Here is a 14,347-nt window from a genome sequence, read left to right on the forward strand (position 1 = left end):
GGTAGAAGCTTGCCCCGATGGAAATCCTCTTTTTGTCGACGGAACTAGCCCCGTTCGTCAAAGTCGGCGGCCTTGCCGACGTGGTGGCGGCGCTGCCCAAGGCGCTGCGTGCGCTCGGGCATCGCGTCACCATCGTGCTGCCGCGCTTTCCGGCGTTCGAGCAGGGGCTCATGTTCGCGCGACGGCTGACGCCGCTCACGTTTTCGCTGGGCGATCGCACCTTCGAGGTGACCGTGTTCGACGGGCGGCTGCCTTCGCAGATCGACCTGGTGCTGATCGACGTGCCCGGCCTCTACGATCGCCCCGGGGTGTATGGCGAGCGCGGCGAGGACTACGCCGACAATGCGCTGCGCTTCGCGGTGCTGTCGCGCGCCGCCGCCGAGATTGCGGCCCAGCGGGCTCGCTCGGGGGCGCCGTTCGACATCGTGCACGCCCACGATTGGCCGACCGGCCTCGTTTCGGCGTACCTGCCGGAGCTGCTGCCCGAGGGCGCGAAGACGCGCTCGGTGTTCACCATCCACAACGTCGCGCATCAGGGCGTCTTCCCCAAGGAGACGGTCCCGCAGCTCGGCTTCGACTGGGGGCGCTTTACCGTCGATGGGCTGGAGTTTTATGGCAAGACCAACCTGTTGAAGCAGGCGATCCTCTCGGCCGACGTGGTCACCACCGTGAGCGCGACGTACGCGCAGGAACTGGTCACCGAAGGGCAGGGCTACCAACTCGAGGGCGTGATTCGTTCGCGCGCGCCCATCACCGGCATCGTCAACGGTGTCGACTACGCCGTGTGGAATCCGGCGACGGACACCGCGATCGCCGCGCGTTACGATGCGGAAGACGCCTCGAACCGCGCGCGGTGCCGTGGGGCACTGCTGCACGAGCTCGGGTTCCCGGTGGACACGACGGGCGGCATCGTGGCCTTCGTGGGCCGGCTGGTTGCGCAGAAGGGCGTCGATCTGCTGCTCGAGGCGATTCCGCGGCTTTTGCGCGGGACGGAATCGGTGGTGGTCATCGCCGGCGATGGCGACGAGGCAACGGTGGCGCGCATCACGCAGCAGGCGGAGCGCTCGCACGGGCGCGTGGTGTTCGCGCGCGCGGCGAGTGAGCCGCTCGTGCACCGCATCTTCGCGGGCGCGGACATCGTCGCCGTGCCGAGTCGGTACGAGCCGTGTGGGCTGGTGCAGCTCTACGCGCAGCGCTATGGCGCGGTGCCGGTGGTGCGTGCGACGGGCGGGCTCGTCGACACCGTGGTCGATTGCGATGCGGCGCTGGAGACGGGGACGGGGTTCGTCTTCGAGGAGCCCACCGGCGAAGCGTTGCTCAACGCCATCGAGCGGGCGCTGGCCGCGCGGGAAAGCGAGGAGTGGCCTCGCCTGGTGCGGCGGATCATGCGCCTTGATCGAGGATGGGAACGGCCGGCTCGTCGCTATGAACAGGTATATCGGTCTCTTTCTCCGGCGGGGGCGGCGGGGGCCACGTGACCGGCCCCTCGCGGCGCGCGGAGAAGCTATGCGCGCTGTCGAGGGAACGCAGCGCGCGGGCGAGCCAAGACGCCCGCAGCGCCACGCGTGAGAGCACGATGGCCTGGTGCACGACGAAGAGCGCGACCAGGGCCACCCCGGGGCGGCCGCCCAGGCGTGCCGCCACCAGCGCGCCGAGGGCGACGAGTCCCCACGATACGAGGGCGCGCCACACGTAGGACCAGCACTCGCCCACCGGGTGGAGCGCCATGGCCTTCCACGCGAGGACGATGGCGCGCCCCGTCTTGGCGCGAAAGCGAACCACGGCGGCCCGCGCCATGTCGTGCAAGATGCCCACGAAGCAGGGCACGAGGAGGCCCACCGCGGTGACGCCGAGGCCGAGCATATCCGCGCGCGGCTCGCCCCCGACGTGGTGGCCCTCGGCGTACGTCCCGGCGACGGCGGTGCCGAGCGCCATGACGGCCGCAGCCGACGTGACGATGGCGATGGCCGAGAGCACGAGCAGCCCGGCCATGGGGGTGAAGCTGCCAAGGACGTGGGGCCAAAGCTGACGGAGTCGCGGCGCACGACGATCCCGGGTGGCGTGCATCATGGACGCCATGAGCGCGGCAAGCGGCAAGAGGCCGAGCACCAGCGCCGCGGGCACGAGCACCGTCATATGGCCGACCACGGCCGGCAGCGCGCGCTGGCCGTGCATGAGAAAATCGGCCAACTCGAGCGCGCCCGCGCGAAAGAGGACACCGTCGCCGTCGGGGTGCGTTCCATAGGCGCGTGCGGCCATGCGCCCGATGGGCCACGCAATGGCGAAGGCCCAGACGGCCTCCCATGCCCACATGAGCAGGATCATCCAGGGGCGATGGCGCGCGCGCATGGCGTCGTTCGCGAGCAGGACCAAATCAGCGGATTCCGTGGTGCGATCCATGGCGGTGGTTCTTAAGGCGCGACGAGCTGCAAGAGCAGCTCGGCCCAATACGTGGTGCGTTCCAAGGTGCGGGTGGGCATGTGCGCGGATACCAAGGTGCCGCGGTGGTTGTTCGCGCGATCTTCATCGAGCAAAACGCGGTTTTCCGGATCGACCACCGCGGCCTCGAGCGGGACGTTGCCGTCGTAGGGCACGCGGAAGTCGTCCCCGTGCCCATCCCAGTGCACGCGCTTTCGCGAGCCATCTTCGAGCACGAGGTCGATGTCCACGGGCAAATTCAGTGTCCCGCGCCGCGTGATGAGCGCCCACCCGTCGTAGCGGTCGTTGGCGAATGCGCTTTGCGCCACCGTTTCGCGGTGGCCATCCCGATCGTAGATGCCCGCGGCGGTTTTCTTGCGGCGGCTCGCCAGATCGGTGACCTCGTAGTCGACCCATCCTTTGTCGAAGAGCGCCGCGCGCAGGTTTTCCGAGGCGCCCTGGCCGACCACCTCCGTGAAGCAGGCGAGGAAGTCCTCGGGCGTGGGGTGCCGAAAGCGCCACCTCCGTGCATACAGGCCCATGGCCTTTCGGACGATGTCGTCCCCGTAAACGCGGCGAATCGTCTCCACGATGGCCGCCGTGCGCGCGTAGACCAGCCCCCCATAGTTCCATCCGGTGGAGAAGGCATACGCGGGCTGCGCGACCGGTTCCTCGTGGGCGAGGTAGTTCCCGAAGACGGCCTGCGTGGTGACGTCGCTCACTTTGAAGCCAAACACGTCCGCCAGCGAGCCCACGCCGAGGTACGCATCGAGGGCGTCTTGCTGCGCGAAGGAGTTGAGCCCTTCGTCGAGGAAGGGCCACTTGACCTCGTTGCTGGCCAGAAGCCCATAGAAGTACTCGTGGCCGTACTCGTGGATCACCATGCTCTCGGCGGAGCTCACGCCGGGCGGGCCATACCAGGGAGCGCCGGTGGTGATGAGCGTCGGGTATTCCATGCCGCCGGCTTCTTGCGCGCGGCGCGGTGGGTGGACCACCGTCAACAGCGGGTACGGATAGCGCCCGTAGCGTTGGTTGAAGTAGGGAATCGTGAAGCGCAGGGCGGCCATCTGGCGCGAGGCGATGTACTCGAGCGCCGGCGGGTACAGCAGGGTCACCGCCACGCCTTCGATGGTGTCGCGCATCGTCTGAAAGCGGTCCCACGCGGTCCAGGCAAAGTCGTGCACGTCGGCCTGGACGTGCCGTTCGATGCGGCGACCGCCCTCGATGCGCGATTCGGTGGCCGTGCCGGTGGCGCCGAGCAGGAAGGCCTCGGGGACGTCCAGGGTCACGTCGTAGGTGCCGTAATCCGCGTAGAACTCGCCCAGGTGGTGAAAGGGAAAGTGCGCCCAGCGCCCGTCTTTCTCGAGCCGCGCGATCTTGGGAAACCACTGCGCGACCATGTGGAACGAGTCGTGGTAGCCGGTGCGCTCGACGATGGTGGGCAGCTTGTCGTCGAACGTGACCTCCAAGGTGATCGTTTCCCCCGGCGCCACCGGGCCAGGCAACGGCACGCGTGCGTCGGTTTCGTCTTCGTCATCCGGGCGGTGCAGCTCCGCCTGCGGCCACAGATCCACGGTGCCTTCCGGCGTGTCGCCGCGCAAGGCCAGGCGGCGCACGTCGATGTAGCCCCAATCTTCGGGGATGGTGCCGCCGCGCGCCCCTGCGCCGACGGGCTCGCGCATGAAGACGCTCTTTTCGTTCTTGAAGGCGTTCAAATAAAGGTGAAGCCAAAGCTCCGTTTGGGGCGTGTCGCTGGTGTTGCGCCACCTGATGGTTCCCGTCCCATGGACCGTGTGCGCGATGGGATCGAGCTTCGCCTCCAAGGTGTAGTCGACGACGTCCTCCGGGTGCTCGGGGAGGGGAACGTCGACGGCAAAAGGCTCCGCCACCGGGCGGCCCGTTTTTGCAGTGCCTTCTGCGGCTTCCGCGGCGCCGGACTCCGTGGTGGCCGACTCGGAGGCGGGCCACGATCCGGGAGCACATGCACCGAGACAAAGGACGAAAGCAAGCGAACGGGCAACGGTCACGGTGCGAGGTTATCCAATTTCGAGCGTTAGAAGAGCGTCAGTTGCGCCCCCTTTCGTACGGGTCGCTCGAAGGTGTCCGAAAATTTCACGTTGGACCAAGGGACGGCGTTTAGCCCGAGGCGGTTTGCGGTCCGCTCGAAAAGGGCGCCAATCATCTGGGCATAGTTCCCTTCGCCGCTTCCGCGCTTATGGAACTCCGATTGATAGAGCTGCCCCCCTCGGGTTTCACGGATGCGCCGCAGCACCTTTTCGGCGCGCAACGGAAGGGCAGCGCGCAGCCGCTCCTCGAAGACCGGCGCCACCGGTCCAGGAAGGCGCAACAAGACCCAGCCTGCCGAGGTGGCCCCCGCCTCCTTGGCCGCCTTGAGAACGTCGCCAATCTCCTCGTCCCCCAGCCCCGGGATGATGGGGGCCACGCTCACCCCCACCGGGATGCCATGCGCGGCGAGCCTCTCGATAATGCGCATGCGGCGCTGCGGCGTGGCCACGTAGGGCTCCATGGCCCGCGCCTTTTCAGGATCCCAGAACGGGATGCTCACGCCCACGCTCACATGCGCAACCTCTTTCAAGCGCACGAGCACGTCGACGTCCCGCTCGATGAGCGGGGACTTGGTGATGATCCCCACAGGATTCTTGTATTCTGCACAAACCTCGAGGCACCCCCGCGTGAGCCGGTACGACGCTTCCAGCGGCTGGTAACAATCCGTCACCCCGCTGAATGCGAGCAGGTCCCCCTTCCAAGCGGGCTTGTCGAAGGCCTCGCGCAGGAGTTCCGGTGCCTTCGGCTTGATGACGATCTTCCGCTCGAAATCGGTACCGGCGCCAAAGCTCAAATACTCGTGGCCAGGGCGGGCGTAGCAATACGCGCAGGCGTGGAAGCAGCCTCGGTAGGGGTTGACGCTCCAGGTGAAGCCGACGTCGGGGCTGTCGTTCTTGGAGAGGATTTGACGCGTGTGGTCTTCGAAGACCTGCAGATCCTGGTGGGGAGCTTCGCCCTCCATGTAGCGAACCTCGGTCGATGACCAGGGATTGGGCGGGTTCGCGATGGGGAGGGGGCGCATCGCTCCCAGGATAACTGTACGTATGTACAGTGTCCAGCTTAGCGGTAAGCGGGGCTGCTCGTGGGCGGCGCGTTCGTGCGCGGGCGCATCTCGTGTGCAATCAGCACCGAGCATGGCGCGTGGCGGCTGATGCTCTCGGCCAAGGAGCCCAGGAAGACGCGGCCTAGGCCGGTGCGGGCGTGGGTGCCGACGACGATGAGGTCCGCGTCGAGCTCGCGGGCGAGGGCGGTGATCTCGCGGGCCGAGTCGCCGGTGCGAACGTGGGCCACGACGCGGCCCTCCAGCCAGACCGGGACGCTGGAGCAGATCCTTTCCAGCTCGGCACGGGCGCGATCGAGCGTGCCCGCGACCGGGGCCGAGGCATCGATGGGGGCGCCGAGAACGCCGACGACACCCACCGGTGGGGCGACCACGTGGACGAGATGAAGGGTGGCCTTTGGGTTGGCGCGCGAGAGGTTCTCGGCGAACCAGAGGGCGTCCTCGCCGTGAAGGGAGAAGTCGAGTCCGACGACGATGGTCGTCAACTCGTCGTCGGCGAGCCGGCGTGTGGATGCGGGCGACGCGTGGTTGCTCTCGATGGTGTGCATGACGGCCACCTCTTGTCGGATCGACGTGCTGGCACGTGCCACAGTGGGGAAAATTGCCCCGGCTCGAGCGCGAGTCAGGACAAACGTGAAGGACGTCAAGGTCGTGAAACGCGCTCCGCCACCTGCCACGCCGACGAGTCGCGGTGCCCGTGGATGACGAGCACCGGACGCGGCGTCGTGCGGATGATGTTCTCGGCCACGCTTCCCAAGAGGGCGCGCGCAAGGCCGCGCCGGCCGTGGGTGCTGATCACGATGAGATCGGCGGCCAGCTCGTCGGCCACGTGGTTCGTCTCCTCCCACGCAACGCCGGTGCGGAGAATCGCCTTGAGCGGAACGCCTTTCTCTTTGCGAGAGTCCACCAGAGCATCCAACGCTTTTTGCGCGGCGGTGCTGATGCGCGCCGCCACGTCACCGTTGGCGATGAACGCGCCGTCCGGAAAGCCGTACACCGGCACCTCGTACGCGTGCATCACGAAGACGGAAGCATCGAACGGCGCCGCCAGCTCGATCGCATAGTCGAGCGCACGGTCCGAGCTTTCGGTGAAATCGACCGGAACGAGAATCCTGCGGAGGGCGAGCATAGCCGCATGTCCTGCATGGGCTACGCCAGCATGGGCTAAGCCCGCGCTAGTTCAGGGCTTCGGGCGCGGCGCCCGATCCGGGGTCTGCCTTGGGAGCAACTTCGGGCGGAGCGGCTTCGTAGCGCAGGACCAACTTGCCGTCTTCGGCGTCGACCTGAACCTTGCCACCGTGTTCGAGCTTGCCGAAGAGCAGCTCTTCACTGAGCGGACGCTTCACCTCGTCCTGGATGACCCGGGCGAGGGGACGCGCACCGTTCTCGGGATCGTAGCCCTTCTCGGCGAGCCAATCCCTTGCCGCACCCGTGATGGACAGCGTGACCTGGCGCTCGGCGAGTTGCGCGTTGAGCTCGACGACGAATTTGTCGACCACCTGGCCCATGATGGTGGGCGAGAGCGAATCGAACGGAATGCGCGCATCGAGCCGGTTGCGGAACTCGGGGCTGAACATCCGCTTGAACTCGCGATCGGCCTCGCCCACGTCGCGGCCACCGTGGAAGCCGACTTGACGCCGCGCCAGATCGCGCGCGCCCACGTTGCTCGTCATGAGCAAGATGACGTGGCGGAAATCGCTGGATTTGCCGTTGTTGTCGGTCAGCTTGCCGTGGTCCATCACCTGGAGGAGCACGTTGAACACGTCGCCGTGGGCCTTCTCGATTTCGTCGAGCAAGAGCACGGCGTGCGGCGTCTTCGCGATGGCGTCCGTCAGAAGACCGCCCTGATCGAAGCCGACGTAGCCGGGCGGCGCGCCGATCAAACGCGAGACGGTGTGCCGCTCCATGTACTCGCTCATGTCGAAGCGAATGAACGCGATGCCGAGAATCTTCGCGAGCTGCTTGGCGACCTCGGTCTTGCCGACGCCGGTGGGGCCGGTGAATAGGAACGACCCAATGGGCTTTTCCGGGCTGCGCAGCCCCGCCCGCGACAGCTTGATGGCGCTGGTGAGCTGGTCGATGGCCAGATCTTGTCCGAAGATGACCCCCTTGAGCTCGTGCTCGAGGTTCTTCAGCCGATCCTTGTCGCTGGTGGAAACCTCGCGCGGTGGGATCTGCGCCATGCGTGCGAGCACGGTCTCGACGTCGCTCACGTGGACCACCGGGCGCTCCGCCGGGGATTCTTTGTCCTTCGCCGGCGTGGCAGTCTCCGAGAACATCGACGTCGTCGTGTGCGAAAGCTTCACGCTGGCGCCCGATTCGTCGATGAGATCGATCGCCTTGTCGGGCAGCTTTTTGTCGTGCAGGTGCTTCGCCGCCAATTGCGCGGCGGCTTCGATGGCCGGATCCGCGTAGCGCACGTTGTGGAAGTCTTCGTACTGCGTGCGCAGTCCGAGAAGGATCTTCACCGTGTCCTCGACGCTGGGCTCGAGCACTTCCACCTTTTGGAAGCGCCGCGCGAGCGCGCGATCGCGTTCGAAATGCTGGCGGAACTCTTCGAACGTGGTCGAGCCGATGCAGCGCAAACGGCCCGAGGCCAGCGCCGGTTTGAGCAGGTTCGACGCGTCCATGCTGCCGCCGCTGGTGGCGCCGGCGCCCACGATGGTGTGGATTTCGTCGATGAAGAGGACCGCGCCCTCGACCTTGCCCAGCGCCTTGACCACGGCCTTGATGCGCTCCTCGAAGTCGCCTCGGAAGCGCGTGCCCGCGACCAGCGCGCCCATGTCGAGCTGGAAAACTTTGGCGTCCTGAAGTGCGGGCGGCACTTCTTTGCGCTCGATCTTCAGCGCGAGGCCTTCGGCGATGGCCGTCTTGCCCACGCCGGCGTCGCCGACGAGCAGCGGGTTGTTCTTTTTGCGGCGCGAGAGGATTTGCACCATGCGGTCCACCTCGCGCTGGCGGCCGATGAGCGGATCGATGCGGTTTTCGCGCGCCTGCTCGTTCAAGTTGATGCAATACGCCTTGAGCGGATCGCGCGATGGGCGTGCGCCTCCCGGTTCGCCGGGAGAGGCCTCCGGCGCTTCGCCATCGCCTGCATCGCCACCCGTATCGCGTGCGTCGTCCGGCTCGTCGAGCTTGGAGACGCCGTGGGAAAGGTAGGCCACGACATCGAGCCGGGTGACGCCCGATTGTTCGAGCAAGCTCGCAGCAAACGACTCGCGCTCGGCAAAAACGGCGACCAGGACGTTGGCGCCTTTGACTTCTTCTTTGCCCGACGACTGCACGTGCTGCAGCGCACGGCGGATGACGCGCTGAACGCCAAGGGCGGGCGTGGGCGTGGCCGATGCACCCTCGGGCAGCGGCTCGAGTTTGTCGTCGAGGTAGCGTTCGAGCTGCTTTTTCAGGCGCGAAACGTCGCCCCCGGCGTGGCGCACGACCAGGGCGGTCGCGTCGTCGAAGAGCAGCGCGTACAGCAAGTGCTCGAGCGTCACGTATTCATGACGACGGCGGGCCGCTTCGTTGGCGGCCAGGGTCAGGGCAATTTCGACTTCCGGACTGATGCGCATGGTCACTCGGGCTCCGCGGTGAGAAGCAGCGGCATCCCGTGCTTGCGTGCGTGATCCATCACTTGCTCAACCTTCGTCTCTGCGACTTCGCGCGGATAGATTCCTGCAACGGCGCTCCCTTTTCGGTGCACGGTCAACATGACGTGCGTCGCTTCCGTTTCGCTCTTGTGGAAGAAGGTCATGAGGCAGTCGACCACGAATTCCATCGTTGTGTAGTCGTCGTTGTGAAAGACAACTTTGTAGCGACGAACGGTCGTCGGCAAAGTCCTCTCGTCCACATCGACGTCGGATTGTCCAGATTCGCCTGGATCTCCCGGTCCTTGCGGCGGACCCGGGTTTTGCGGTTTTTTGGGTTCGGACGCGACCACCCACATGGCGCCCCCAACTTCGGTTCTCCTGGAACGATGCGCAAGGCCTGCTGGATCAAGGGCAGCCACTTGTGGCTTCTGTAAATTGCTCGGATAATCGAAAGGCTCGATGCGACCGCTCGCAGAAAATGAAGTCATAGGGGGACGGTTCCGACTTAATCGACTTCTTGGTAGGGGTGGGATGGGTTCGGTTTGGGAGGCGACGCTTCTCAGTCTGGACATTCCGTGCGCGGTCAAGTTCATCGATAGCGAGTTCGTAGGGCACGCGGAGACGCAGGCGAGGTTCGCACGTGAGGCGAAGGCGGCCGCACAATTGCGGAGCCCGCACGTCGTGCAGGTCTTGGACCACGGTGTATGCCAAGGACGGCCGTACATCGCGATGGAGCTTCTCGTCGGGGAAGATCTCGGAAAAAGGTTGAAGGCGCGCGGTCGTCTGTCGGCATCCGAGGTGCTCCCCATCGTCGAGCAAGTCAGCCGCGCGCTGACGAAGGCGCACGCGGCCGGTATCGTGCATCGCGATCTCAAGCCGGACAACATCTTCCTCGTTCGTGATGACGACCGCGAAATCGTCAAGGTGCTCGATTTCGGCATCGCCAAGAGCGTCGACGAAGCCGTCGAAGGTCTCACCCGCGTGGGCGCCTTGCTGGGCACCCCGCACTACATGAGCCCGGAGCAGGCACAGGGCAGCAAGGCCGTCGATCATCGGAGCGATCTTTGGTCGCTCGCCGTCATCATTTTTCGCTGCCTTACCGGGCGCTTTCCGTTTGGCGGAAAAGGACTCGGCGAAATTTTGGTGCAGATCCTCAAGGACGACATTCCGATCCCGTCGCAGGCGGCGCCGGATCTTCCGCGTGCGTTCGACGACTGGTGGGCCCGCGCCGTGGCGCGCGATCCGGCGTTGCGCTTTCAGAGCGCGCGGGAGCTGACCGATGCTCTGTCGGTCTCGCTCGGCTTGAGCCGGGTGCCGGAGCCTGCGGAGTCGCAGCCCATGTTGCTTCCGGAGCCCGTGCGCCACACGGGAAAGGGCGCAACGGCCTTGATGCCGGCAAATGAGACGCCGCCGCCGCCGGCGCGCGTTCACGCGACGGAAGCGATGCACACGCAGCATCCGAGGCCACCGCTGAAGACCGGGACGCAGCCGCTTGCGGCCGTGCAAGCGACGCCTTCGATGATCATGCAGCCGCCGCCGCACCTGGCGAATTCGATGTCGGGCCCGATGTCAGGGTCGATGTCGGGCTACGGGCCGCCGCCAGGGACGTACCACGGGCAGCAGCATTACGCGGCGGCGCAGGGATTCGGGCAATATCCGCAGCAGAACACGACGGCGCCGACCACCGTGCCGGCCTTCCCAGCGACTGCGCAAGCGCCGCGCGACAAGGGGATGCTCGCGACGAAGATCATCGGGATCCTGCTCACGGTGATCGCCGTGGTGCTGGGCATCGTGGTGGTCGTGGCCTACGCGTCCAAAGATCCGGTGATCGGGCGGCCGCCGAGCGTGCACCGCAGCGACGATCTGCCGCGGCGAACGTCGCCTTCGGTCATTCTTTCGACGGGACCCGTGCCGATTCAGCCGCCGACGACACCCGTGCCCACGCCGAACCTGCCCGATGCCTCGGCGGCCTCGGGAAAGCCGGCTCAAAAAAAATAGCCGTCAGCCTTCGTCTTCTTCGAGGTCCCACTGCGCGAGGGCCATCACGCCGATGGCCGTGCCGCATCGACCGCAAAGCGGCGGCTCCTCGTAGCGAACTTCGTCGCCGCGGGTCCAGAGATAGAGCCCGCTGCCGCCGACGGCGTACCCATCGGGATCGGTGTCTTCAGCACCTGACAAAATCTGGTTGCACACATCGCAACGGGTGCTCTCGCCCGCCACTTCCTCGAAGAGGACCGTGTGCGTTGCACTATGGAGCTTCTGAGGCCGCGTTGCGGTCGGAATTTCCCCGTCTGCCATCGCCGGGCGAATCTATAGCATGAAAGCCAGTCGATAGGTTACGCTGGTAGGTTTCTACTTGATCAACGCAGCAGCACGATGGCCGCGCCGGCCAGCATGGCGATGACGCTCACGATCAGCGTGACCACCAGCCACGTTGGGATGTGCGTCCCCGGGATCTCGATGCGCTCCTCGCCATTTTCGAGGTGGGCATGCGGACCCTGCTCTTGCCAGCCCGCCATTTTGTCGCCCGCGGCGGGGGGGATGGACAAGACGCCGTCCGGGGGAGGGGCGCTCGGATCGCGGCCCGGATCGGTGGAGCGGCGGCCTGGGGTGGTGGCGTCGTTCGGATCCTCAGGGACCGCGTACTTACGGTAGCGAAGGCTCTCGCCCTCGGCGTCCACCGTCTTCAGTCCTTCGCCGTCGAAGTGGACGATGATGACCGTGATGTTGTCGTGCCCACCGGCCTGATTCGCGCGCTCCGTGAGGGCTTTGCACGCGTCGATGGGCTCGGGGCACGTGCGCAACACCTCGCGGATCTCCTCGAAGCGGATCATGCCGGAGAGGCCGTCCGAGCAGAGGAGAAGCACGTCACCTTGGCGCAGTTCGACGTAGGTCAGGTCGACCTGGACGGAGTCGGCGGTGCCCAGCGCCTGCAGGATGATGTTGTTGTGCTCGAAGGTCTCCGCTTCCTCCTCGGTGAGTTGCCCGGCTTCGATGAGCTGGTTCACCAAGGATTGGTCCCGCGTGACCTGAATGAGCTGCTCGCCGCGCAAGATGTAGCCGCGCGAGTCGCCGACCTGCGCGAGGAACATGTGATCGTCGACCAGCGCGGCGGCGGTGACGGTGGTGCCCATGCCGCGGCGGGTGCGATCGACCTTGGCCTCTTGGAAGATGCGAAGGCCCGCAGCTTCGACGGCGCGCACGAGGCGGCGCGCGAGCTCGTCGCGTTCGATGACCACGGCGGGGTCGAGCCCCTCGAGCATCTTTTCGTAAATGATGTCGACGGCGAGCTGGCTGGCGATTTCACCGGCGGCGGCGCCACCCATCCCGTCGCAGACCGCGAAGAGGCTTCCGTGGATGCCCACCTCGCAATCGCGGTTGGCCTCGAGCAGGCCGCGCGAGCGTTTCGTCAGGTCGGCGACGAGGAAGTTGTCCTCGTTGTGCTCACGCACCTGTCCCACGTCCGTGCGGGCGAAGACGCGAACATGGACGGGGCCCCGGCTGGTGGCCTCCTCGGACGCTCCACCCCCCTGTTCCGTCGGATTTGCGGGAATGGGTGTCTCGGATTGGGTCACGACACGGACTTGGGCGCGCCTTCGAGACCCGATGCTTGGGGCGACCTGGTCTCTTGGCTGAGGTTGACGCGGAACAACTGTTGGCCGATGCGGAATTCGTCCCCCGACTTGAGGGTCGCGTCGCCGCGGATCTGAAGGAACGTCCCGTTGGACGACCCCAGATCGCCGATGGTGAACGTCTTACGCACCGGATCCAGTTTGATGATCGCGTGCCGCCGGGAGAGGAACGGATCCTCTGTAAAGACGATGTCCCCCGATTCTCGGCCGAGCACGGTTTCGGCTTTCCGGATATGGAAGACGTCGCGCGTCACCCCTTCGACGGTCCGCTGGCACAAGCGTGCATATCGGGGTGCCGCCGGGGTTCCGAACAGCAGCGTGCCGTGCTGCATGGCCGGGCCGAGGCCTTCCTCTGCATCCTTCACGATTTCAAACCTTATCACCTGTTGTCCTATCAGGATCAAATCTTGGTCCTGAAGTGGCTGCGCCATATGGGGATTTTGGCTCTTGGTGATGCGGAGGAAGACGCCGTTGGTGCTCCCGAGATCGCGCAAAACAAGCTCATCGCGCTGCCAGAACAGGCGCGCATGGCGCGGTGACAGGTAGCGATCGTCCCCGAGAATGACGTCTCCTTCGCTGCGGCCGACGTCCAAGTTATCGAAGATGGGGAAGCTCTGCCCCTCGCCGCCATCCTTGGCGATGATGACCAAGCGGCCGCGCGGTTCGCGCTCTTTCTGGTCCTTTTTCTTGCCCGCGGGGGCGGCGATCACCGTGGGCTTGCTCGGGCTCGCGGGGGCTGCGGGGCTCGCGGCGACGGCTGGCGGCGGGGCATCCGGCGGTGGGGGCGGCGCCGTGGGGGCGCTGCTCATGAGGCCCGGGGCCGGGGCGGGGACGACGGGCCTCGGCATCGGTGCGGTCACCGGGTTGGCGGGGATGACCGGATTGCTGGACGCCGGCACGGCCGAAGGTTGCGCGGGTTTGCTCACGCGCGGGGGGACCTGCGGCGTGGGCGGGACCTGGGCCGGGGCCGATCCTGACGGCTTCGGGTCGGCGGCGGTCTCCTGCTGCAGCGAGGCGCCGCAGTACTTGCAGAACGCCGCCGAGATGTCGCACGTGGCGCGGCAACGCGGGCATGACTTTCCGCTCGCGGGAGGTTTCGCCGTGACGTCTGGTGTGGGCGGTGGCGGCGGATCTTCCGGCTTGGGCGTGGTGCCGATGGCCAGCATCGGCATCGGCGCGATGGCGGGCGCCGACGGATTCGACGATGTCGATGAAGCCTCGGCGAGCAGCACGTGACCGCACGTGATGCAAAAGCGGGAGCCCGGCCGGTTCTGCGCCCCGCAGTTGGGGCATGCATCGTCGGCAGCGGGCGCGGAACCGGAGGAGCCGGAGGACGGCTCACGCGGTGGACCGAATTGAAACTCCGGCACCGAAGGACGGCGCTTCGGAAGATCGTAAAGAGCTACGCCCGCATTGGATCCCGACGGTGATGGATCCGTGCCTTCCCCTGTCAGGCCGTTGCGGGTGAGTCCGACGGGCGGAGTCGGTGGAACGATCCGCGGCGCAAGACGAGCCCCACAGTCCTGACAGAACGTCAGATGGCTTGGATTTTCCCGCCCGCACGTTCCGCAGTTCAAGTTGGCCGA

13 protein-coding genes are annotated in these 14,347 nt (G+C 66.3%); 3 read left to right on the forward strand and 10 right to left on the reverse strand.

Annotated elements, in window-relative coordinates; all coding sequences use genetic code 11:
• Positions 1–17: 17 nt before the first annotated feature.
• A complete protein-coding gene (gene glgA / locus LZC95_16745; protein ID WXA98474.1) occupies positions 18–1,478 on the forward strand; it encodes a glycogen synthase GlgA in 1,461 nt (486 codons plus the stop codon).
• Here the strand turns inward: glgA and LZC95_16750 are convergent.
• From LZC95_16750 to LZC95_16780, 7 genes are all read right to left on the reverse strand, one after another.
• Positions 1,384–2,400 (reverse strand): hypothetical protein, encoded by a 1,017-nt coding sequence (locus LZC95_16750; GenBank protein WXA98475.1) that lies wholly within the window; start codon positions 2,398–2,400, stop codon positions 1,384–1,386. The genes glgA and LZC95_16750 overlap by 95 nt on opposite strands.
• An 11-nt stretch (positions 2,401–2,411) precedes the next feature.
• Positions 2,412–4,445, reverse strand: a complete 2,034-nt coding sequence (locus LZC95_16755; protein WXA98476.1) for a M1 family metallopeptidase — start codon at positions 4,443–4,445, stop codon at positions 2,412–2,414.
• Between the two features lie 26 nt (positions 4,446–4,471).
• Entirely contained in the window at positions 4,472–5,506 is a 1,035-nt protein-coding gene (locus tag LZC95_16760) for a PA0069 family radical SAM protein (GenBank protein ID WXA98477.1), read from the reverse strand.
• 38 nt (positions 5,507–5,544) lie between these two features.
• Positions 5,545–6,093 (reverse strand): universal stress protein, encoded by a 549-nt coding sequence (locus tag LZC95_16765; GenBank protein ID WXA98478.1) that lies wholly within the window; start codon positions 6,091–6,093, stop codon positions 5,545–5,547.
• 95 nt (positions 6,094–6,188) lie between these two features.
• On the reverse strand, positions 6,189–6,674 hold the full coding sequence (locus LZC95_16770; protein ID WXA98479.1) for a universal stress protein: 486 nt from the start codon (positions 6,672–6,674) through the stop codon (positions 6,189–6,191).
• Between the two features lie 46 nt (positions 6,675–6,720).
• Positions 6,721–9,111: an ATP-dependent Clp protease ATP-binding subunit ClpA gene (gene clpA / locus LZC95_16775; protein ID WXA98480.1), complete on the reverse strand. Its 2,391-nt coding sequence runs from the start codon at positions 9,109–9,111 to the stop codon at positions 6,721–6,723.
• A gap of 2 nt (positions 9,112–9,113) precedes the next feature.
• Positions 9,114–9,374, reverse strand: a complete 261-nt coding sequence (locus LZC95_16780; GenBank protein ID WXA98481.1) for an ATP-dependent Clp protease adaptor ClpS — start codon at positions 9,372–9,374, stop codon at positions 9,114–9,116.
• A 286-nt stretch (positions 9,375–9,660) separates the two neighbouring features.
• On the opposite strand from LZC95_16780, the gene LZC95_16785 reads away from it, so the two are divergent.
• Positions 9,661–11,127 (forward strand): protein kinase, encoded by a 1,467-nt coding sequence (locus LZC95_16785; GenBank protein ID WXA98482.1) that lies wholly within the window; start codon positions 9,661–9,663, stop codon positions 11,125–11,127.
• A 3-nt stretch (positions 11,128–11,130) separates the two neighbouring features.
• Here the strand turns inward: LZC95_16785 and LZC95_16790 are convergent, their stop codons facing one another.
• The 3 genes from LZC95_16790 to LZC95_16800 form a co-directional block, all read right to left on the reverse strand.
• The gene (locus LZC95_16790) at positions 11,131–11,427 is read right to left on the reverse strand and encodes a hypothetical protein (GenBank protein WXA98483.1); all 297 of its coding nucleotides are present in this window, start codon (positions 11,425–11,427) and stop codon (positions 11,131–11,133) included.
• A 62-nt stretch (positions 11,428–11,489) separates the two neighbouring features.
• Positions 11,490–12,704: a Stp1/IreP family PP2C-type Ser/Thr phosphatase gene (locus LZC95_16795; protein WXA98484.1), complete on the reverse strand. Its 1,215-nt coding sequence runs from the start codon at positions 12,702–12,704 to the stop codon at positions 11,490–11,492.
• Positions 12,701–13,411 carry an FHA domain-containing protein gene (locus LZC95_16800; protein WXA98485.1) on the reverse strand — a complete coding sequence of 237 codons (711 nt, stop codon included), beginning with the start codon at positions 13,409–13,411 and terminating at the stop codon, positions 12,701–12,703. The genes LZC95_16795 and LZC95_16800 overlap by 4 nt, the downstream gene beginning before the upstream one ends.
• Here LZC95_16800 and LZC95_16805 point away from each other — a divergent pair.
• Positions 13,401–13,997 carry a hypothetical protein gene (locus tag LZC95_16805; GenBank protein ID WXA98486.1) on the forward strand — a complete coding sequence of 199 codons (597 nt, stop codon included), beginning with the start codon at positions 13,401–13,403 and terminating at the stop codon, positions 13,995–13,997. The genes LZC95_16800 and LZC95_16805 overlap by 11 nt on opposite strands.
• Positions 13,998–14,347: the final 350 nt, after the last annotated feature.

This window comes from Sorangiineae bacterium MSr12523 (assembly GCA_037157775.1).
Classification (GTDB): Bacteria; Myxococcota_A; Polyangia; order Polyangiales; family Polyangiaceae; genus Pendulispora; species Pendulispora brunnea.

Excerpts from the sequence above, each read along its gene's own strand:
- glgA (WXA98474.1), top strand. The coding sequence starts at position 18 with ATGGAAATCCTCTTTTTGTCGACGGAACTAGCCCCGTTCGTCAAAGTC.
- LZC95_16750 (WXA98475.1), bottom strand. The coding sequence starts at position 2,400 with ATGGATCGCACCACGGAATCCGCTGATTTGGTCCTGCTCGCGAACGAC.
- LZC95_16760 (WXA98477.1), bottom strand. The coding sequence starts at position 5,506 with ATGCGCCCCCTCCCCATCGCGAACCCGCCCAATCCCTGGTCATCGACC.
- LZC95_16765 (WXA98478.1), bottom strand. The coding sequence starts at position 6,093 with ATGCACACCATCGAGAGCAACCACGCGTCGCCCGCATCCACACGCCGG.
- LZC95_16770 (WXA98479.1), bottom strand. The coding sequence starts at position 6,674 with ATGCTCGCCCTCCGCAGGATTCTCGTTCCGGTCGATTTCACCGAAAGC.
- clpA (WXA98480.1), bottom strand. The coding sequence starts at position 9,111 with ATGCGCATCAGTCCGGAAGTCGAAATTGCCCTGACCCTGGCCGCCAAC.
- LZC95_16785 (WXA98482.1), top strand. The coding sequence starts at position 9,661 with ATGGGTTCGGTTTGGGAGGCGACGCTTCTCAGTCTGGACATTCCGTGC.
- LZC95_16790 (WXA98483.1), bottom strand. The coding sequence starts at position 11,427 with ATGGCAGACGGGGAAATTCCGACCGCAACGCGGCCTCAGAAGCTCCAT.
- LZC95_16805 (WXA98486.1), top strand. The coding sequence starts at position 13,401 with ATGATGACCAAGCGGCCGCGCGGTTCGCGCTCTTTCTGGTCCTTTTTC.